This window comes from Actinomadura oligospora ATCC 43269, assembly GCF_000518265.1.
GTDB classification, from domain to species: domain Bacteria; phylum Actinomycetota; class Actinomycetes; order Streptosporangiales; family Streptosporangiaceae; genus Spirillospora; species Spirillospora oligospora.
Genome location: NZ_JADG01000017.1, coordinates 126,394 through 146,212, shown reverse-complemented (window position 1 = coordinate 146,212; position 19,819 = coordinate 126,394). Strand labels below are relative to the sequence as shown.

17 protein-coding genes are annotated in these 19,819 nt (G+C 72.0%); 8 read left to right on the top strand and 9 right to left on the bottom strand.

Going from position 1 to position 19,819, the window contains the following annotated elements:
• Positions 1–80: 80 nt before the first annotated feature.
• On the bottom strand, positions 81–1,550 hold the full coding sequence (locus P696_RS0125725; protein WP_211245857.1) for a type I glutamate--ammonia ligase: 1,470 nt from the start codon (positions 1,548–1,550) through the stop codon (positions 81–83).
• A gap of 200 nt (positions 1,551–1,750) precedes the next feature.
• Here P696_RS0125725 and P696_RS0125720 point away from each other — a divergent pair, with 200 nt between their 5' ends.
• A complete protein-coding gene (locus tag P696_RS0125720; RefSeq protein ID WP_026414573.1) occupies positions 1,751–2,881 on the top strand; it encodes an amidohydrolase family protein in 1,131 nt (376 codons plus the stop codon).
• 5 nt (positions 2,882–2,886) lie between these two features.
• Here the strand turns inward: P696_RS0125720 and P696_RS0125715 are convergent, their stop codons facing one another.
• Together P696_RS0125715 and P696_RS48105 are read right to left on the bottom strand one after the other, a co-directional pair.
• A complete protein-coding gene (locus P696_RS0125715; RefSeq protein ID WP_034486850.1) occupies positions 2,887–3,648 on the bottom strand; it encodes a dioxygenase family protein in 762 nt (253 codons plus the stop codon).
• Between the two features lie 68 nt (positions 3,649–3,716).
• Complete coding sequence (locus P696_RS48105; protein ID WP_051468175.1) at positions 3,717–4,598, bottom strand: alpha/beta hydrolase family protein; 882 nt, start codon at positions 4,596–4,598, stop codon at positions 3,717–3,719.
• Between the two features lie 37 nt (positions 4,599–4,635).
• Between P696_RS48105 and P696_RS0125705 the strand changes: the two genes are divergently transcribed.
• Positions 4,636–5,190 (top strand): helix-turn-helix domain-containing protein, encoded by a 555-nt coding sequence (locus P696_RS0125705; RefSeq protein ID WP_026414625.1) that lies wholly within the window; start codon positions 4,636–4,638, stop codon positions 5,188–5,190.
• A gap of 4 nt (positions 5,191–5,194) precedes the next feature.
• Positions 5,195–7,207, top strand: a complete 2,013-nt coding sequence (locus P696_RS0125700; RefSeq protein WP_026414571.1) for a hypothetical protein — start codon at positions 5,195–5,197, stop codon at positions 7,205–7,207.
• Here the strand turns inward: P696_RS0125700 and P696_RS0125695 are convergent.
• A complete protein-coding gene (locus tag P696_RS0125695; RefSeq protein ID WP_026414570.1) occupies positions 7,204–8,244 on the bottom strand; it encodes an alpha/beta hydrolase in 1,041 nt (346 codons plus the stop codon). The two genes, P696_RS0125700 and P696_RS0125695, sit on opposite strands and share 4 nt — an antisense overlap.
• Before the next feature lie 80 nt (positions 8,245–8,324).
• Between P696_RS0125695 and P696_RS0125690 the strand changes: the two genes are divergently transcribed.
• Complete coding sequence (locus P696_RS0125690; protein ID WP_026414569.1) at positions 8,325–8,846, top strand: MarR family winged helix-turn-helix transcriptional regulator; 522 nt, start codon at positions 8,325–8,327, stop codon at positions 8,844–8,846.
• Between the two features lie 668 nt (positions 8,847–9,514).
• On the opposite strand, the gene P696_RS0125685 is transcribed toward P696_RS0125690, so the two are convergent.
• Complete coding sequence (locus P696_RS0125685; protein WP_026414568.1) at positions 9,515–10,066, bottom strand: CGNR zinc finger domain-containing protein; 552 nt, start codon at positions 10,064–10,066, stop codon at positions 9,515–9,517.
• 86 nt (positions 10,067–10,152) lie between these two features.
• Here P696_RS0125685 and P696_RS0125680 point away from each other — a divergent pair, with 86 nt between their 5' ends.
• Positions 10,153–11,028 (top strand): alpha/beta fold hydrolase, encoded by an 876-nt coding sequence (locus P696_RS0125680; RefSeq protein WP_026414567.1) that lies wholly within the window; start codon positions 10,153–10,155, stop codon positions 11,026–11,028.
• A 78-nt stretch (positions 11,029–11,106) separates the two neighbouring features.
• Here the strand turns inward: P696_RS0125680 and P696_RS0125675 are convergent, their stop codons facing one another.
• The 3 genes from P696_RS0125675 to P696_RS0125665 all read right to left on the bottom strand — a co-directional run bounded on the left by P696_RS0125675 (position 11,107) and on the right by P696_RS0125665 (position 14,288).
• Positions 11,107–12,000: an SDR family oxidoreductase gene (locus P696_RS0125675; protein ID WP_026414566.1), complete on the bottom strand. Its 894-nt coding sequence runs from the start codon at positions 11,998–12,000 to the stop codon at positions 11,107–11,109.
• A gap of 152 nt (positions 12,001–12,152) precedes the next feature.
• Positions 12,153–13,586, bottom strand: a complete 1,434-nt coding sequence (locus P696_RS0125670; RefSeq protein WP_026414565.1) for a carboxylesterase/lipase family protein — start codon at positions 13,584–13,586, stop codon at positions 12,153–12,155.
• Between the two features lie 63 nt (positions 13,587–13,649).
• Complete coding sequence (locus tag P696_RS0125665; protein ID WP_026414564.1) at positions 13,650–14,288, bottom strand: MBL fold metallo-hydrolase; 639 nt, start codon at positions 14,286–14,288, stop codon at positions 13,650–13,652.
• 126 nt (positions 14,289–14,414) lie between these two features.
• Between P696_RS0125665 and P696_RS48100 the strand changes: the two genes are divergently transcribed.
• Genes P696_RS48100 through P696_RS0125650 form a run of 3 tightly spaced genes read left to right on the top strand, consistent with a single transcriptional unit; the run spans position 14,415 to position 17,569 of the window.
• Positions 14,415–15,479 carry a PLP-dependent cysteine synthase family protein gene (locus P696_RS48100; protein WP_245627810.1) on the top strand — a complete coding sequence of 355 codons (1,065 nt, stop codon included), beginning with the start codon at positions 14,415–14,417 and terminating at the stop codon, positions 15,477–15,479.
• A gap of 59 nt (positions 15,480–15,538) precedes the next feature.
• The gene (locus tag P696_RS48095) at positions 15,539–16,798 is read left to right on the top strand and encodes an MFS transporter (protein ID WP_064744113.1); all 1,260 of its coding nucleotides are present in this window, start codon (positions 15,539–15,541) and stop codon (positions 16,796–16,798) included.
• A 12-nt stretch (positions 16,799–16,810) separates the two neighbouring features.
• Positions 16,811–17,569 (top strand): phosphotransferase, encoded by a 759-nt coding sequence (locus P696_RS0125650; protein WP_026414563.1) that lies wholly within the window; start codon positions 16,811–16,813, stop codon positions 17,567–17,569.
• Positions 17,570–17,706: 137 nt separating this feature from the next.
• Here the strand turns inward: P696_RS0125650 and P696_RS0125645 are convergent, their stop codons facing one another.
• Positions 17,707–18,630 carry a hypothetical protein gene (locus tag P696_RS0125645; protein WP_157429912.1) on the bottom strand — a complete coding sequence of 308 codons (924 nt, stop codon included), beginning with the start codon at positions 18,628–18,630 and terminating at the stop codon, positions 17,707–17,709.
• Positions 18,631–19,819 lie beyond the last annotated feature (1,189 nt).

Genomic DNA, 19,819 nt, shown 5'->3' with positions numbered 1-19,819 from the left:
TTAAGAAAGTCCGATCTACCTCGGTCGTCCAGAAGGTCTCGCTGGTCAGCGAGTGTGAAAGATGTCGGGAAATGTTGCGCTCAGTGGCGCCATCGGGTGGATTCGGTGATCTGCTCCGGCGACGCCTGCGCGAACAGCTCGATCTCCCCGCGCCGGACGGTCGCCACCGTGTCGATCACCTCGGGACCGAGGGCCTCGGCGAGCACCTCGTCCCGCTCGAACGCCGCGACCGCCTCCGCCAGCGACTCCGGCAGCTGCTCGATGCCGAGCCGGATGCGCTCGGTGTCCGACAGCGAGGCCGGGTCCACCGCGATCGGCTCGGGCAGCGCCGCCTTCGCGGCGAGCCCGGCACGGCCCGCGGCGAGCAGCGCGGCGAGCAGCAGGTGCGGGTTCGCGGCCTCGTCGAAGCACTTGATCTCGATGTTGGCGGCCCGGCCGCGGTCGCCGACCGCGCCGGTGACCAGGCGTATCGCCGCCTCCCGGTTCTCCAGGCCCCAGCAGCCGAACACGCCCGCCCAGTGCGACGGGATCAGCCGCAGGTAACTCGAGACGGTCGGCGCGCCGATCGCGAGCAGCGCGGACAGCCGTCCGAGGATCCCCGCGGCGAACGCCTCGCCCTCAGCAGTCAGCCCGAACGGCCCGTGCCCGCCGGTCATCATGTTCACCGGCCCGTCCACGGCGCCCGCGACAGGCTCCTCCGCCCGACCGCGCGCCGGTTCGTCCCGCCACAGGCTGAGGTGGATGTGCCCGCCGTTGCCGACCGAGTCGGCGAGCACCTTGGGCGAGAACGACGCGACCATGCCGTGGTCGAGCGACACGGCGCGGATCGTCTCCCGGACGAGGATGGCGGTGTCGGCGGCGCCCACCGGGTCCTCGGCCGCGAAGGACAGCTCGTACTGGCCGGGCGCGTACTCGGGGTGCAGCTGGTCGATCGAGACGCCGGTCTCGGTGAGCGCGTCGAGCAGGTCGCGCAGGTAGCGGTTCAGCTCGCTGAGCCGCGTCATGCTGTAGGCGGGGCCCTTGCAGGCCGGGGTGAAGTGGTCGGTCCCGTCGTCGTCCGACAGCGACCACTCGATCTCGAACGCGCCGCGCACCGACCAGCCGAGCTCCGCGAGCCGCTCGACCTCGCGGGCGAGCAGCGCGCGGGAGTCCAGCGGGTGGACGGTTCCCTCCTGGGTGTACCGGGTCACCGGCGCCCAGGCCCAGCCGGGCAGCGCCGCGAGCCGGACGAGCCGGTCGAGGTCGGGGTGGAGGCGCAGGTCGCCGACCGGCCCGCCGATGTACTCCCCGGCCACGATCGAGTCGTCCAGCAGGAACACGTCGAAGCACGGCGCCATGCCCACGCCCCACTCCGCCGCGTGCTCGAGCCGCGGCACCGGCACGGTCTTGATCCGCGTGATGCCGCTGGTGTCCACCCAGCCCAGCACGACCCCGGCGAGATCCTCCAGCTCGGGCACGAGCCGCGCCGCGTGGGCGGCCATCCGCTTCCGGTCGTCCGCGTCGAGGGGCTGGAACGCCTGCCGCGCCGCCCCGCTGTCATTCCGTTCCACGCCCTGCTCCCATCGCTCGTCCACGTCCTGGCCGGTCCGTCTCGTCCCGTCTGCCGCGTCGCGCGTGGACGCGCCGTTCGTCGAGCGCGGGGACGGGTGTGCGTGCGGTGCCCCGTGTGGTGCGGATGAGGACGTCGGGTGCCGCACGGTCGCAATTACGCATCGTAGGGTCGTCCTGACGCTATGACGAGGGAGGCGCGGTGCTTGACGACGACATTCCTCCGCTGGTCGACCACCATTGCCATGGGGTGGTCCGCCGTGATCTCGACCGGGCCGGGTTCGAGGCGCTGATGACCGAGGCGGACGCCGCCCCCGGGCCGCTCGGGGGGAGTTTCTTCGACGCGCGTGTCGGGATGGCCGTCCGGCGGTGGTGCGCGCCCGTTCTGGATCTCGCGCCGCACGCGTCGCCGGACGCCTATCTCGCGCGCCGCGCCGAGCTCGGATTCGCCGAGGTCAACCGGCGGTTCCTGGCGTCCGCGGGGGTGGACGCGCTGTGCGTCGACACCGGCTTCGACGCGGACGGGCTGCTCACTCCGGACGAACTGGGCGGGCTCGCGGGCGCGACGGCGCACGAGATCGTCCGGCTGGAGACGCTCGCCGAGACCGTCGCCGCACGGGACGACGGCGCGGACGGCTTCCCCGGCGCGTTCCGCGCGGCCCTGGCCGACAGGACGCGGAACGCGATCGGGGTGAAGTCGATCGCCGCCTACCGCGCCGGGCTCGACCTGGCGGGCGAACGCCCGACCGACCGCGAGGTGGGGAAGGCCGTCGAGCGTCTACTGCGCGGAGCCTCCGAGGGAGGGACGCTGCGCGTGGCCGATCCGGTCTTGCACCGGTTTCTGGTCTGGTGCGCGTCCGACCTGCGGCTGCCCGTCCAGTTCCATGTCGGGTACGGGGACGCCGAGGCCGATCTCAGGCTCGGAGATCCGCTGCTGCTCACGGGCCTGCTGCGCGAGCTCGCGCGCGCGGGCACGCCCGTCCTGCTCCTGCACAACTACCCGTTCCACCGGAACGCCGGGTATCTCACGCAGGTCTTCCCGAACGTGTTCGCGGACGTCGGGCTCGCGCTGCACGGCGTCGGCGACCGGGCGTCGGTCCTGCTGGGGGAGCTGCTCGAACTCGCCCCGTTCGGCAAGGTGCTCTACTCGTCCGACGCCTATGGCCTGGCCGAGTACTACCATCTCGCGGCCCTGCTGTTCCGGAGGGCGCTCGCCATGGTCCTGGACGGCGGCGTCGCCCAGGGTTCGTGGACGGGCGCCGACGCGTCCCGCCTGGCGGGGATGATCGCGGCAGGCAACGCGCGCCGCGTCTATGGTCTCGACCGGGAGTGAAGGCGTCAGCCGAACTGCACCGACCGCTTCGCCATGCCGAGCCAGAACCCGTCGATGGGCTGGCTGGTGTCGTTCTCGTCCTGCCCGGACGACGCCCCGAGCGTGACGAACAGCGGGGCGAAGTGCTCGGTGCGCGGGTGGGCGAAGCCGGGGGCCGGGGCCTTGTGCTCGAAGTCGAGCAGCGCGTCCACGTCGTGCGCGTCGAGGGCGCGGCGGCCCCACTCGTCGAACTCGGCGGTCGCGGTGGCGACGCGGCCGGACATGTCGAGCGCGCGCAGGTTGTGGGTGAAGAAGCCGCTGCCGACGATCAGCACGCCCTCGTCGCGGAGCGGCGCGAGGCGCCGTCCCAGGTCGTACAGCTCGGACGGGTCGAGCGTGGGCATCGACATCTGCAGCACCGGGACGTCCGCGTCGGGGTACATCTCCTTCAGCGGGACGTACGCGCCGTGGTCGAGACCGCGCTCCGGCGCCTCGTGCACCGACGGCCCGAGCAGCCCGCGCACCTTGGCGGCCAGCTCCGGCGCGCCGGGCGCGGGGTAGGTGACCTGGTAGTACTTCTCCGGGAACCCCCAGAAGTCGTACACGAGCGGGACGGGTGAGGTCGCGCCGACCGTGACCGGCGCGTCCTCCCAGTGCGCCGACACCATGAGGACGGCCTCGGGGCGCGGCAGGTCGGCGGCCCACGCCGCCAGCTCGCCGGGCCAGACCGGGTCGTCGGCGAGCGGCGGCGCGCCGTGGCTGAGGTAGATCGCAGGCATCCTGACCATGACCGCATACTAGTTCAAATTTAAACAAGTTGGCCAGTCGCCCGGGGATGGCGCACCGCGTGAGGTGTTCACACCGTGAGCAGCCACGCGGCGACGTCTCCGACGACGTCCGGATCGACGTGTTGCGGACGCAGGTAATCGGCCGGTCCGGACGGCCCGGATCCGGGGAAGAACATGTGGTCGTCGGCCTCGTAGACCCGGAACGTGACGTCCGGCCGCCCCTCGAACGCGGCGCGCCAGCGGGAGAGGTCGTCCGCGACGGTGACCTGGTAGTCGCGTCCGCCCTGCGCGACGAACATCGGCAGGCCGAGCGCCCCGGCCGCCGCGACCGGGTCGTATCCGAGCAGGTCGGCCCAGTAGGACGAGGGCAACCCGAACGGCAGGTCGGCGGACGGCGTGTCCGGGGTCAGCCCGTCCAGCGCCGCCACCTGCCGCTCGATCAGCGTCGCGAACTCCGCGTACGCGGGGTCGAGTGACGCCAGATGCCGTGACACCCGCACCGCCGCGCGATGCATCGGCTCGGCGTCCGCCGCGAGCAGCGCCAGACCGTCCACCGCGACCGCCTCCGCGACGCGCGGCGCGACCTTGCCGCCCATGCTGTGCCCGACGACGAACACGCGTTCCGCCACGTCACGCAGCCGCCGGACGGCCTCCACGGCGAACGGCACGTACTCGTCCGTCATCGTCGCGGCCTGCCCGGACGGCTTGTCGAACCGCACCGACGCGATGCCCTGTCCGGCGAGGCCCCACGCCAGGTCCTTCAGCGGCTTGTTCGGCCCGGCCGTTCCGTCCCGGTCGAACGGCCCGCCGCCGCTCAGCAGCACCGCCCCGACGCGCACCTCCGCGCGTGGCAACGCCAGCGCTCCGCCGACCGAGCCGACCGCGACGTCGCGCTCGTCGAGGGCGTCCGGGGTGGCATAGGGCGGAGGGGTCCACGCATCCGTTCTCATATTTGCGAAAGGTAGCATGTGTGAGAGCATTCGTCCCGTGTGCACTCTGGACCTCTTCGCCCACCCCGTCCGGCTGCGGATCGTGCACGCGCTGCGCGGTGACCGCGTTCTCGCGACCTCACGCCTCGCCGAGCTGATCCCGGACGTCTCCAAGGCCACCGTCTACCGCCATGTGGACGCGCTCGCCGCCGGGGGCGTCCTGGAGGTCGCGGACGAGCGGCGCGTCCGCGGCGCGGTCGAACGTCGCTACCGCCTGAGCCGCGAGCGCGCTTCCGTCGACCCGGCCGAGGCCGCCGCGCTCTCCCCGGACGAGCACCGAGCCGCGTTCACCGCCGCCCTCGCGGCCCTGGCCGCCGAGTTCGACGCCTACCTCGGCCGCGACGGCTCCGACCCGTCGTCCGATCCGGTCGGATACCGCCAGCACGCCGTCTGGCTGAATCCGGACGAACTGGCCGCGCTTCTCGCCGACCTGCGCGCCGCGATCGTCCCCCACCTGGCCAACGCGTCCGAGCCCGGACGAACGCGCTACCTGCTCAGCCCGATCCTGTTCCCCGGCGAGTCTGGCCCGGACGACGAGATCGCCCCAGAATGATCCGGTGCCTCCCGACGACCTGAGCGACGCCGAACAGCTCCTCTGGGACGCGTTCCCGACCGGCGCGTGGGTCGACCTCACGGGCGCCGCCGACACGACCGTCCGCGCCGAGGTCATCAGGCTTCTCCTCCTCGGCGGGCACGATCCCGAGCCGGGTCAGCTCGCCGCCGTCCGGCTTCGCGCAGCGACGGTCACCGGACGGCTCGACCTGATGGGCGCCTCCATCGGCGTCGCGCTGATCTGCGAGAGCTGCGTCTTCGACGCGCCGCTCCGCCTCGCCGAGGCCGTCACCCGGACCGTCCGGCTGGTCGGAAGCCGCCTCAACGCGCTCAAGGCGCCCCGCGTCCGGATCGAGGGGGTGCTCGACCTGCGCGGCACCGAGATCGAGCGCGGGATCCGCGTCGACCAGGGCGAGATCACCGGCGGGCTCCGCCTGCACGGCGCGACCGTCGGCAGGTCCGAGCACGACGCCGCACTGGACGGCGAGGGTGTCTCGGTGCGCGGCGACCTGGCCTGCCCCGACCTGGTCACGGACGGTCCCGTCGTCCTGCGCGGCGCGCGGATCACCGGCCACTTCGACCTCGCCCGCGCGCGCATCGGCAACCCCGGCGCCGTGGTGCTCGACATCGACAACGCGACCATCGGCGAGGGGATCGACGGCATCGGCATGGTGGCGGCGGGGGAGATCCGGCTGCGCAGCGCCGACATCGGCGGCCCGCTGCTGCTGCCCGGCGCGCGCCTGAGCAACCCCGGCGGGTTCGCGCTGAGCGCCGCGCGCGCCCACCTCACCGGCGCGTTCTGGTGCGAACGCGGCCTGACCGTCGAGGGCGAGCTCCGGTTGGTCGGCGTCCGCTTCGACGGGGGCGTGCACCTGTCCGACGCCCGTCTCGACGGCGCCGGACGCCCCGCCCTGAGCCTCGAGCGCGCCACCATCGGGCACCTCGACGCGCCCCGCCTGACCGTGAGCGGTGGAGAGATCCGCCTGGGCGGCACGCGCGTCGCGGGGGAGTTCAGCCTGGTCGACGCGTCCCTCGGCCCCGGCCGGGACGGGGTCTGCCTGGACATGGAGAACGGTGAGGTCGGAGGCACGCTGCGGCTGAGCAGGCTGCGGGCGGAGGGCGAGCTCCGCATCAGCAACAGCACCCTGAACAGCAGCGTGCTCGCGAGCAAGATGCGGCTGAGCGGCGCTCCGACCGGCGTCGCCTTCCGCTTCACGCGCAACGAGGTCGCCTCCAGCATCCGCCTGCTGAAGGTGCGGGCCGACCGCGAGATCCGCCTTGTGGACAGCCGCTTCCGCCTCGGCATCGACCTCACCGGAATCGAACTGCGGTGTCCCGGAGGCACGGCCCTCGACGTCTCCGGCATCCAGGCGACCGAGCTCGCCCTCCTGCCCGGGGACACCGTCGAGGGCCGGGTGGTCCTCGACGGCGCCCGCCTGACCGTCCTGCGCGACCTTCCCGAGAGCTGGCCCGCGAGCCTGAGCATGGACGGCCTCGTGTACGAGACGCTGCAACCGGCGCTGACCGCCCGCGAACGCCTCGACTGGGTGGAACGCGCGCCGCAGGACCAGCGTCCTCAGGCATGTGACCAACTGGCCCAGATGTACGTCCACCTGGGTCGGCAGTCACAGGCCCAACGCATCCTCTACGAGCGAGAACGAAGCCAGCGCCGGTTCCGGTCGCCAGTCGCGCGCGCGTGGAGTCTCGTCCAGGACGTGACGGTCGGCTATGGGTACCGGCCCTGGCTCGCCGCCGCCTGGGTGGCGTTCTTCCTGACCGTCGGCACGACCGTCTTCTCCCTGGACCACCCCGCTCCCCTGAAGAAGGGCGAGGCGCCGCACTTCAACCCGTTCGTCTACACCCTCGACCTCATGCTGCCGCTGGTGACGCTCGGCCAGAAGTACGCCTTCAACCCGAAGGGCGCGGCACAGTGGTTCTCCTTCGTGCTGGTCGCCGTCGGCTGGATCCTGGTGTCCACGGTCGCGGCCGGTGTCACCCGGACGGTCACCCGCCGCTAGCCGACCGCCGGGGTGAGGACGCGCGAGAGCCAGGCGACGGCGGGCGGCTGCCGGTACTCGACGGCCATGTGACCGCCGTCGAACAGCTCGAAGAAGACCCGTTCGTCCGGCACACCCGCATCCGCGACAGCCCTCCGGAACGCCGTCGCGCCCAGGTCGAGGAACCACTCGTCGTGCGTCCCGGCGTCGATCCAGATGCCGCGCATCGAGCGCAGCGCGTCCGCGTGGGACGGAGCCATCCGCACCGGGTCCCAGTCGAGCCAGCGCCGCCACTCGTCCGGACGGAGCGCGCCCGTCGTCGGATCGAAGGGGAGCAGGGGAGTGCCGTCCTCGGCGGGGGAGAAGCACGCCGAGACGCCGAGGATCTCCAGGAGCCGCAGGTCCTCCTGCTTGGTGAACGCGACGCGGGACCCGAAGTCCTTCCACCACGCGAAGATGTCGGCGTCGTAGGCGCGGAGGTCACGGACGGCCTTGTAGAAGTGCGGCGTGTACTGGGCCTCCGACAGCGCGTCGCCCGAGTGCGTCGCGAACGCGCCGAACAGGTCGGGACGCATCATCGAGGTGATGGACGCGCCGAGCCCGCCGCTCGACTTGCCCGCGATCCCACGGTGGTCGCGGGTGGCGAGCGTCCGGTAGTGCGCGTCCACCCACGGGACGATCTCGTCGCACAGGTAGGAGTGGTAGCGCCCGGTACCGCGCGAGTCGACGTACTGGCTTCCGCCGTAGACGGTGAACGCATCCACGAACACCAGGATCGCGGGCGGCGCCTCGCCACGTGCGAAGATCCGGTCGGTGGCGACCGGGACCGGCTCGCGGTAGGCCGAGGTCGCCCGGCTCCACGCCTCCAGCCGCCCGGTGTAGCCGAGCAGCATGTAGACGGTCGGGTAGCGGCGTTCCGGGTCGTCGTCGTAGCCGGGCGGCGTGTACACCCACAGGGGTCGTTCGTGCGGGTCGCCGAGCGGGTTGTCGCGGAGCAGCGTGCTGTCGACGGTGTGCTCGTGGACCTGTCCGGCCAGGTCATCAGGCCAAAGCGGCATGACCGTCCTCCTCGTCGTCGGGGGTTGACGGGAGCGAGGTTACTACGATTTGGAAATATTCGAAATGGTAATATCGCTCCATGGCTCAGGACTCCATCGACCGGCACATCGCGTTCTGGTCCCGCGAACTGCCCGACCTCGACCCGGACGTCGAGGGGGCGATCACCCGCATGCAGGCCGTCGTGAGGCGGTTGCGCCACGAGCGCGAAGCGGCGCTCGCCGGGCACGGCCTGCAGGACTGGCAGTACGACGTCATCTGGTGGCTGCGCTCCACGGGCGCCCCGTTCCAGGCCGGTCCCACCTGGCTCGCCGAGGTCCTGGACGTCCGCCCGGCCACCCTCACCAACCGCCTGGAACGCCTGGAACGCGACGGCTACGTCGATCGCGTCCCCGATCCGGACGACCGCCGCCGCCTGCACGTCCGGTTGACGGCGAAGGCGTGCGACGCGTGGGAGTCGGTCTACGAGGACCGGTCGTCCGGCGAACGCGTCCTGCTGGCGGCCCTGACTCCGGCGCAGCGCCGCCAGCTCTCCGACCTGCTCCGCATCGTCACCCTGGCCGCCGAGTCGGACGGCCCGGACCTCCTCCCGCTGGCGGACTGAACTTCAATCGAAGCTTGACCACAACTGAAACTCAGTGCCTCGGCCAGCTCACCGCCCGCCTCGCGGACGACCTCGCCGACGCCTGACGCCGAGATCACCCCGACGGGCCCGGGCGGACGCACGAACACGGCGACGGCCGAGGCCGCCGCCGTGCCGCCGCCGCTGCCGGAATGGCCGGCCTTCGCAGAGCGTCCGCTCGCGCGTGGCCGACCGTCGCGGGCGAAACCGCCGTCGTGATCAGCGTGCCGCGCAAAGCGGCGGCGATGAATGCCCTCGTCTTGCTCAGATAGCGGAACATTCCGCCGCGCCGCGAACCGGCCATGCTTCCCCCCAGGCCCCATATGATCAATACGCGGCGTGATCTACTCGCTACCGATCGTCAGGTATCCCGAGATCACCCCCAATCGATCCCCCCGATTCCCCCTCCCGGACGAACCCCCCGCCCCACCCCAAAGCACCCCGACCCCGAAATCCCAGAACACCCCAATCCCTTATCCGACCCCGCTAAATCCGCACGGACGAACAGTTCCAATTCCGTGATATCCCCCTGCCTTGGGCGCGTTTCGGGAGCTATTCCGGAGGGTTTTGCCGTGCGCGAATGCGCTGTCCCAATCAGCGGCTAATGCCTCGAGTGAGCGCGAACCCGTCGAATGGGGAGGGGGTGGGGGCTAGTTGGGCTTGTGGCGTTGGTAGTGGCGGGCCACGCGGACGCGGTTGCCGCAGCGGGCGGGGGAGCACCAGCGGCGGCGCGGGTGGGCGGGGAGGAAGAGCATCACGCAGTCGTCCGCCTCGCACTCGCGAATCCGGGTGACCGCCGGGTCGGACAGGAGCTCGGCCGCCGCCTCGGCCAGGTGCGCGGCGAGCCGGGTTTCGGGCGGCCCGCTTCGGTGGTGTGACGCGACGAGTGTCGAGCCGTCCCACGTCAGATCCTTGATGGCGGGTGCGGCGCGCTGCGCGTCGTTGAGTGCCTTCAGGTCCGCGTCGTCCGGGCGTTCGCCGTGCCGGATGCTGTCCAGCGCCCGAGCGGTGTGCTCGCGGACGACCCGTACGGCGGCGAGGGCGTCCGCGTCGGCGGGTGGGGTGTCCGGGAGTCGTTCCTCCTGAAGATCGCGCCATCTCCGCAGGTCATCGGGGGTGGCGAGCAGGTCGCCCGCGGCGGTGAGGGTGTTGACCAGGTCCAGTGCGAGGGGCTCACCGGTCAGCGGGACGACGTCGCTCATGAACCTAATGCTACATCCAGCCGCTTGACCCGTTAGTTCATTGCTCGCTATAACTAACGCATCTTCATGGCAGAGAGGCATTAGTGATGACGTTTCCTCAGGCCAGCCGGTCCGTTCATCGTCACCTGGACGTCGACGGCGTGCGCGTCTTCTACCGGGAGTCGCTGCCCGAGCGTGAGGACGCGCCCGTCCTGCTCCTGTTGCACGGGTTCCCGTCCGGGTCGCATCAGTTCCGGCGGCTGATGGACGCCCTGGGGACGCGCTACCGGCTCATCGCGCCCGACTATCCGGGGTTCGGGCACACTCAGGCACCGGACGACTTCACCTACTCGTTCGACCGGCTCGCCGACGTCACCGAGGGATTCGTCCAGCGGTTCGGACTGCGGCGGTTCGTCATGTACGTCTTCGACTTCGGCGCTCCGGTCGGGTTCCGGTTGGCCGAGCGGCACCCCGAGTGGATCGCCGGCCTGGTCGTCCAGAACGGCAACGCCTACGAGGCCGGGCTCTCCGACGGCGCTCGCGACTTCATCGCCCTGCGCCCCGGCCGGCCGGACGCCGAACGGACCGTCCGCGGCCTGCTCACCCTCGAAGGCACGCGCGGCCAGTACGAGACCGGTGTCGCCGACCCCGCCACGATCGCCCCCGAGTCGTGGACGCTCGACCAGCACTTCCTCGACCTGCCCGGACGCAAGGAGGCCCAGGTCGCACTGGCGTTCGACTACCACTCCAACGTCGAGCGCTACCCCGCCTGGCAGGCTTGGCTGCGCCAGTACACCCCGCCCACGCTCATCACCTGGGGCGCGAACGACCCGTTCTTCCCCGCCCCCGGAGCCCGCGCCTACCTCGCCGACCTGCCGGACGCCGAACTCCACCTGTTCGACACGGGCCACTTCGCCCTTGAGACACACCTGCCCGAGATCGCCCCGCTCATCGCCGGGTTCCTGGACCGCGTCCAGCGGTGAGCCCCGCGGTGGGGGCCGTCCGGTGAACGTCGTGATGCGCCGTCGGGCCGGACGCGGGCGAAAAGGCGGCGGCTCCGCCTACTGAACGACCTCGTCGAAGTAGTGGCCCATGTTCAGGTCGGCCAGGAGCCCGGGACGGGTCGGCTGCCACTCCAGAAGCTGGCGGGTCAGCATGCTCGAGGCGGGCTGGTCGACCGAGAGGAGCGGGCCGAGGAAGCCGAAGTCGTCCGCCGGGACGGACGAGGTCGGCACGTCCAGGTGGCGGCCGATCGCGTCGGCGATGTCATGGATCGGGACGCCCTCGTCGCCGACCGCGTGGAGCACCGATCCCGCCGGAGCCTCCTCCAGCGCCAGGCGGAACAGGAGCGCGGCGTCCTCGACGTGGACCGCGGGCCAGCGGCTCGCCCCGTCGCCGACCTTTCCGGACACGCCCTTCGCGCGGGCGATGTCGATCATGCGGGCGACGAAGCCGTGCAGGTCGTCCACGCCGTGCACCGACCGGGGCAGCCGCACGACCGACGACCGGACACCGTGGCCCGCCGCGTCGAGGGCCAGCCGGGTGTTGGCGTCCCGGGCCGCCGCCGGGGTGCCCGGCGGGGACTCGTCGTCCTCGGTCGCCGCGCGTCCCGGCACGATCGGCGTTCCGGACGTGACGACCAGCGGTTTCCTGGATCCCGCGAGCGCCTCGCACAACGCGCCGATGACCCGCGCGTCGTCGCGCACCGACTGCTCGTACCGGGAGAAGTCGTGGTCGAACGCCAGGTGGACGACCCCGTCGGCGTCGGACGCGGCGGCGCGCAGCAGGTCCAGGTCGTCCAGGTCGCCGCGCAGCGCCTCGGCCCCCGACCCGGCGATGGCCCCGGCCGCGCAGTCCGACCGGGCGAGGCCGGTCACCTGGTGGCCTGCTCCGAGGAGTTCCGGCACGAGGGCCGACCCGATCCATCCGGACGCGCCCGTGACGAAGACCCGCATTGAGTACCTCCCGATCCGCTGCCCGCGTCCGTCCGCGGCCCGCTTTCGCCTGGAGATACCCGGACGTGCCTAGAGAAAGGTCAAGTAACGGCGAACTGCCCGTCATGTTCGCGAAGCGTGGCCTCCACACGACGAACCCGGTCGCCCGCGCCCTACGAAGGGGGAAGGGGGCCGAACCGGGTCTCGGCCCAGATCCGGCGGGACGCCTCCTCCGGGTACCGGACCTCCGAAAGCTGCCCGTCGAAGACCCGTGTCAACCGGCGGTCCTGGTCGAACGGCAGCCAGCCCGGATCACCGGCGCGCGCGAAGTCGCCCCAGGCCCGGCGCATCTCCGCGCCCAGCTCCCGGGCCTCGGCGGACGGCTCGCCCTCGTACAACTCGAGCCCGAGGCCCTCGTCGAAAACGTCGAAGACGAGCGGAATGTCGGCGCCGTGGGGCGAGCCGAGCGCTCCGCCCTCCGCCGGAACCGGGAACCTCAGCTCGTACAGGTAGGTCGGTCCCTCGTGCAGTTCGGCGAGCCGGTAGGTCCCCATGCGGAACAGCGCGTCGCTGACGACCAGGTCGTACAACTGCTCGGGCGAGGCCTCGGGATAGGCCGTCCGGTAGGCCTCCGGACTGCCCGGCGCGAGCGTCTTCAGCGCGTGTTCGGACTGTTCGGCGGGCACGCGGCCGAGCAGCCCGGCGCGGGCGACGAACAGCCGATACTCGTCGCGCGTGTGGCCGATCATGACCGGGACGTCGCCGAGCGCGCCGTCGCCGAACGCGGTCCACGGGTCGGTGGGCAGCACCTCGCCGTCCACGACCGGGCCCGGGCTGTTCCGCTCCAGGCCCTCGGCGACCGCCCTGACCAGCACGTCCGCCGGGACGCGCGCGAGGGAGGCGGCGGTCGGACGAGCCCCGACGCGTCCCGCGACGTCCGCCGCGACCTGCCGGGCGCGTTCGGGGGACTGGTAGGCGTTCGGCAGGCTGGCCAGGATCACCCGCCGGAACAACCCGTGCAGCGACGGCATCGTGACCAGCGCCGCGACGCATCCCGCGCCCGCCGACTGCCCGTACAGCGTCACCTTCGCGGGATCGCCGCCGAACGCGGCGATGTTGTCGTGCACCCAGCGCAGCGCCGCCGCCTGGTCGAGCAGCGCGCGGTTCGCGGGAGCGCCGTCCACGAGCGCGAACCCGTCCATGCCGAGGCGGTGGTTCAGCGAGACGAGCACGGCGTTCGCGTCCCGCGCGAGGCCCGTCCCCTCGAAGGACGGATCGGCGGACGTCCCCGTCACGAATCCGCCCCCGTGCACCCACACGATGACGGGAAGGCCGGACGCGTCGGGATCGGGCGTCCAGACGTTGAGGCGGAGGTAGTCGTCCGGATCCGAGCCCGGCGGGCCGGACGTGACGGAGGCCTGCGGCGGCGACGGCCCGAACACCGTCGCGTCGAACACCCCCTCCCAGCCCACGTCCGTGTCCGGCGGGGCGAACCGGGCCTCGCCCGTGAGCGGACGCCCGTAGGGGATGCCGAGGAACCGCGCCATCCCGTCCCGCCAGGTTCCGAGAACCCGCCCGGCCTGGACGTCCCTTTCCGTACTGCTCATGCAGGGAGCGTTCCCCAAGGTCGGGCAGTGGGGAGCCCACGACCGCCCCAAGCTTCCCCAGGGTTACAGCTCCACGACCTCCCCGGCGGACGGCCGCCGGATCTCGCGGCCCGCCCGGTCGGCCTCCATCTCCAGCACGTCGTCGATCACCCGCAGGCCCATCTCGTTCACCAGCCCGTCGTGGATCGCGAACGCCCGCTCCGGGGCGACGGCCCGCAGGTACGCCGTCATCATCGGGACGGTCAGCCACGGCGCCTGCCCCGGAACCAGCAACGTCGGGACGTCCACCCTGGTCAGCGCGTCGCCGGGATGGAACACCTCGTCGTCCAGGAGGAAGCCGACGTTGTCGCAGGGCGGGAAGTCGAGGTGGCTGAGGTGGTGCTTCTCGCCCGCCACGCGGACCCGGAACCCGGCGGCTTCGAACGTGTCGCCGTCCCGGACGACATGGACGCGGTCGCGGTCCAGTTCGCGAAAGCCGTCCGTCTCGTCCAGGACCCGGGTGACGCCCTGGCTGGTGTAGATCGCGGGGACGTCCCGCAGCGCGCCGAGGCTGAAGTGGTCGAAGTGCTCGTGGGTGACGAGCACCGCCTCCACGCCCTCGGTTGCCTCGGTCTCGGGCGTCAGGACCCCGGGGTCGATCACCAGGGCCCGCCCGTCCTTCTCGAGGCGGACGCACGCGTGCCCGTACTTCGTCATCCTCATGATCATCAACCTACTCACACCGGGCCCGGCGCGGTACCGGACCGTCCGGGATCGCCTCGGGGCACCCAGGAACCGAGCGGGAACGGGAGCGGTTCATCCCCCTCCTCGGACGGCTACTGTCTCCTGGTGATCGACTCCCTCCGCCTCCTGGACGCCGACGCCGCCGACCATCGGACGACCACGGGCGTCGTCCGCCGGTTCCCGCTGCCGCCCGAGTGGGGCGTCGCCCTGTACCTGCTGGACGAGTCGACCCATCCGACCGGAAGCCTCAAACACCGCCTCGCCCGCGCCCTGTTCCGGGACGCCCTGCGCCGCGGCGCGCTCGAGCCGGGGGCGACGGTCGTCGAGGCGACCGGCGGGAACGCGGCCGTCGCACAGGCGTACGTCGCCCGCCTCCTGGGACACCCGTTCGTCGCGGTCATGCCGCGCCGCTCCGGCGCGGAGAAGATCGCGCGGATCGAGGGCCACGGCGGGACGGTCCACCTCGTCCATCCGCCGCTCGCCATCTACGACGAGGCCGAGCAGCTCGCCGAGCGGAGCGGCGGCCACTACATGAACTACCTCGCCGCATCCGCCGACGCCATCGCGGCGAGCGCGGGCGGTGAGGACGACATCGGGCACGTCCTGTTCGACCGGCTCCCGGTCGTCCCCGACGAGATCGTGGTCGGCGCGGGAAGCGGGGGCACCGCCACCGCGATCGGCCGCCGCATCGCGACGGGCGCCGGGGGCCGCGGCCCCCGGCTCACGGTCGTGGACCCGGAGAATTCGGCGTACTTTCCCGGCTGGGCCTACGGCGCCGACGACTACACGACCGGGATGCCGTCCCTGATCGAGGGGATCGGCCGCCCGCGCGTCGAGCCGAGCTTCGACGCGTCCGTGGTGGACACCGTGATGCCCGTCCCGGACGCCGCGAGCCTGGCGGCCATGCGGTTCCTGTACGGGACGACCGGCCTGCGGGTCGGCGCGTCCACCGGCACGAACCTCTGGGGTGCTCTGCACCTGGTGACGCGGATGGTCCGGGACGGCCGTGAGGGCGCCGTTGCCACGCTGATCTGCGATGACGGCGACCTGTACCCCACCACGTACTGGAGCGACGCCTGGCTCGACGCGAAGGGGATCAAGCTGAGGCCGTGGACCAGGGCGCTGATGTCCTTCCGGAGGACCGGGATCCTCGAACCGCCCTCCCGGTGACCCGCACGTGGCGGCCGGGAACCTTGACGGGCTCCCCGCGCGCGGGTGATCTTGGCGTGATGCACGGAAAAGCGTCTCTCTGGCGAAATCGGAACTTCGTCCTGCTCTGGGTGGGACAGACCTTCTCCGAGACCGGCACCCGGATGACCTCGGTGGCGTTCCCGCTGCTGGTCCTGACGCTCACCGGCTCCCCGGCGAAGGCCGGGATCTCCGGCTTCGCCGGAACCCTCCCGTACGTGCTCCTCTACCTGCCCGCCGGCGCCCTCGTGGACCGCTGGGACCGGCGTCGCGTCATGCTCTGCTGCGAGATCGGGCAGTTCGCCGCGCTCGGCGGCCTCGCCGCCGCGTTCGCCCTGGACGCGGTGACGTTCCCGCACATCCTCGCCACCGGATTCGTGTCCGGCTCGTGCTTCGTGTTCTTCAGCGTCGCGCAACGCGCCCTGCTCCCGGCGCTCGTCCCGTCCGAACGCCTCACCGAGGCGCTCGCCCGGCAGGAGGCCAAGAGCCGCAGCGCCGCCCTCACCGGATCCCCGCTCGGCGGCCTGCTCTTCGGCGTCGGCCACGCCCTTCCCTTCGTCGCCGACGCCGCGTCCTACCTGGTCTCACTGGCCACCGTCGTCGGCATCCGCACCGAACGCCGCGCCGCCCCCACGCCGGAGCCGGGCACGGCCGGACGGTCCTGGGCGAGCGGCCTGTACGACGAGATCCGCACCGGCCTGCGCTGGCTGTGGAACGAGCCGTTCGTCCGGATGAGCGTGGTGCTGACGTCCGCCGTCAACCTGATGTTCCAGGCGCTGATCCTCACGCTGATCGTCCTGTCCAGGGACCTCGGCGCGGGCAGCGCCGGAACGGGCCTGATCCTCGGCTGCTTCGGCGTCGGCGGACTCGTCGGAGCCCTCGTCGCTCCACGCGTCCCGGACCTGCTGTCCTCCAGGGCCGTCGCCATCGGCACCGCCTGGGTCTGGGCCGCGACCGCCCCGCTGCTGGCCCTCGCGACCAGCCCCTACGAGGTGGCCGCGATCATCGCCTGCATGGCCGTCGTCAGCCCCATCTGGAACGTCGTGGTCGTCGGCTACCAGTACAAGGTGATCCCGGACCACCTCCTCGGCCGCGTGAAGAGCGTCGCCCTGCTCGCCTCCTGGGGATCCATGCCCCTCGGGCAGCTCCTCGGCGGCTCCCTCCTGTCGGCGACCGGGCCGCGCGGGGCCGTCCTGCTCCTGTCATTGCTGACGCTCGCCATCGCGCTGACCACGACGTTCAACCGCTCCATGCGGATGCGCGGATCCAAGCTCGGACGCCCCGGCCTGCAACCCCAGTGATCTACTTGGATCATGAACGACTTCGACGGGGGCTGGGACAGCACGGCGACACTCGAGGACGGCTGGGTCGTGCGCACCCCGCGCCGTCCGGACGTCCACCCGCGCCTGCTGGCCGAGATCCGGCTCCTGCCCTGGCTGGCCCCACGCCTTCCCCTCGCGGTGCCCGTGCCGGAACTCGCGTCGTCCGACCCCTTGGCCGTCCGGCACCGCCTGGTGCCCGGCGTCCCCCTGGAGTCGCCGGCCGCCGAGCACGGCCGCGCCCTGGGCCACTTCCTCCGAGCCCTTCACGACACGGACCTCCATGACGCCACAGCCCACGGCCTGCGCGACGCCCGCGACGAGTTCGCCGAAGACCTCGCCCTCTTCCGCGAACGCGTCATCCCGCTCCTGCCCGAACATGCCCGCGCCGCAGGTGCGTCCCTCCTGAACGCCCTCGACATCGGCATCCGCGACACCGTCGTCCACGCCGACCTCGGCCCCGAACACGTCCTCGTCGCGGACGGCCGCCTCTCCGGCGTCATCGACTTCGGCGACGCCCACGCCGGAGATCCCGCCATCGACCTCGCGTGGACCCTCTACGGGACCCCGCCCGCCTTCGCCGAAGCCCTTGCCGGCGCCTACGGCGTGACCCCGGACCTCCGCGCCCGCGGCCTCCTCTGGCACAAGCTCGGCCCCTGGTACGAGGTCACCCGCGGCCTCACCACGAACGACCCGACCATGCGCGACACGGGCATGTCCGCCGTCCTCACCCGCCTGAACCGCCAACCCTGACCCAGCCCCGGCAACACATCGCGTCCCCCGATCCAAACGGTGCGGGCGCGGGACACCCGACCGCCAAACGGTCGGTCATTCGGGGGGACACCCCGAATGACCGATCAGAGCGGCGTCGGCATACGTCCCCGCGGGTGTCACTTGATGGTGATCCAGAAGCCGCGGCTGGTACCGGGCTGGTACAGGCCGTCCCCGGCCCAGGCGACCCACATCCAGCCGGGACGGGCGGCGTACCCGGAGACGCGGAAGCCTCCCTTGGCGTCGGTGGTGACACTGTTGATCTTCTGCGGGTTCGCGCCGCCGGCGTTCCAGCGGAACATCACCTGAAGCCTGCGCTTGGCGAGACCGCCGTAGCCGCCGTTCGGCAGCCGTCCGGCGAGCCTGCCGGACAGCACCACCGGGCTGCCACGTTTGATCGTCGTGGGCTTGGCGGTGACGGTGAACGCGGACAACTGCCGAAGGGCGAAGAACGTGGTGGGCCCGGCGCGCCATCCGCTGCCGGGCGCGGCGGCGTAGGCGGTGCTGACGCGCCAGGACCCGGGAGCGGACGTGACGGGCAGCGGCACGCTCGCCTGCCACATGCCGTAGTTCACGTTCCCCGCGACCAGGCTGAGCCCTGTGGTGACGGTCTTACCGTTGGGCCCGGTGAAGGTCGTGTACGCGGCGTTGGTGCGTGTCGGGGAGAAGAACTTCACGGTCACGTCCCGCCCCTTGGCGGTCATCGTGACGGGACTGCCCGGCGTGACGCTGAGCGGCGCGTGCCCGACCTTGCCGACGGTGAAGGACGCGGCGGCACCGCGCCACGCCTTCTGCCCGGTGCTGCTGGTGGCCAGGAACCCGACGCTGTAGCTCCCCGCGGGCGCGTGCGGCGGAAGCGACAGCCAGTTCGACCAGTTGCCGTCGCTGTGGGACTGCCCCTTCCACAACTTCAAGGTCAGGCTCTGCTTCCAGCCCCCCGGCCCGGTGACCCACGCCTGGACGCCCTTGGTCCAGGGAGCCTTGGCGCCGGACTTCAGATGCGTCACGAGAAGCACGCTCACCGGCGAGAAGTCACTGGTCAACGTCGCATGCTGCGGCCCAAGCCTGGACCAGGCAGGCCGCCAAGGCACCGCCGCCAAGCCCGCCCAAGCACCCCCACCGGAACCCACCCGCCCCGAGCCACCGGAGGTGAGCCGCGCCAAGCCCCCACTGGCCGTGGGCGCGGAGGAGACTGTGGCTGTTTGTGACGGGGCGCGGAGGCCGGTCGGTGCGGAATTGGGGGCGCCGGGCTGGGCGGACGCGGGGGAGGCGGTCGCGGCGGTGATCGCCGCGAGTGCCAGAGGGGCGAACACTGCACGAGTTTTGATCATCGAGGTCCAATCTGGTCGGTTACCTCTGGCGGGCCGGGTCGGCTGGGACAGCGGGTCGGGACGGGTCAGCATGGTCGATAGGCCACGAGCACACCGTTGTCGTAGACGGGGCACAAACGCTGCGTGGGCTTCGGTTTGGGCTTGGTGGTGTGCGGCGGGTTGGCGTGGTGCGACGGCGGACTCGTCCGGTGTCCACCGCCGCCGCTGCCACCACTGCCACCACTGCTCCTCTTGGGCCCCGGGGACGGACGGGAGTCGCCGGACTCCCTACCCGAACCGGTGGGCTCGGCCTTGGCGGACGGACGATCGGTAGGCGAGGCCGGACCGGTAGTAGGCGTCGTGGACGGAGACGGAACACCGGTCGGTGTGGTGGCGGGAGCCGCGCTGGCGAGCGTGGCCCGAGGCGTCTCCGCCGGGCCGGGCCGGGAGGGCTGCTCGCCTTGCCCGGCGACCGCCCACGCCATGACGCCTCCAGCGGCGGCTGCGGCGACGCCGATGACGACCAGCGCCGTCTTGCTCGACCCACGCGGCTTGCGCGGTGCCCGCATCGCGGCCGGGGGGAACGACGGCAGATCCATCGTGTTCGAAGCGGTCTGCCCAGGCGGCGGACCCACCCCGTCGCCGAAGGCCCGGCGCGGTGACCCGAACGGCTCGTCGAACTGTGGCGGACGGTCGGCATCGCCGGGAAGGGACAGCGCCGGCTCGAGCAGGTGTGACATGCCGAAGGGCGGAGGAGGGCTCGGTTCCGGGTCCCCGAAGTCGGGGTCCGCGGGGTCCGAGGGGGTGAAGGCCATGGAATACCGCCGTCGAGATCAGGGCGCCGGACGAGCTGCGCGCCAACATCGCAAGTGGGTTTCAGTCGCGGGATATGAGTGCGAATCCGTACAGGGCCCGGCGGCCG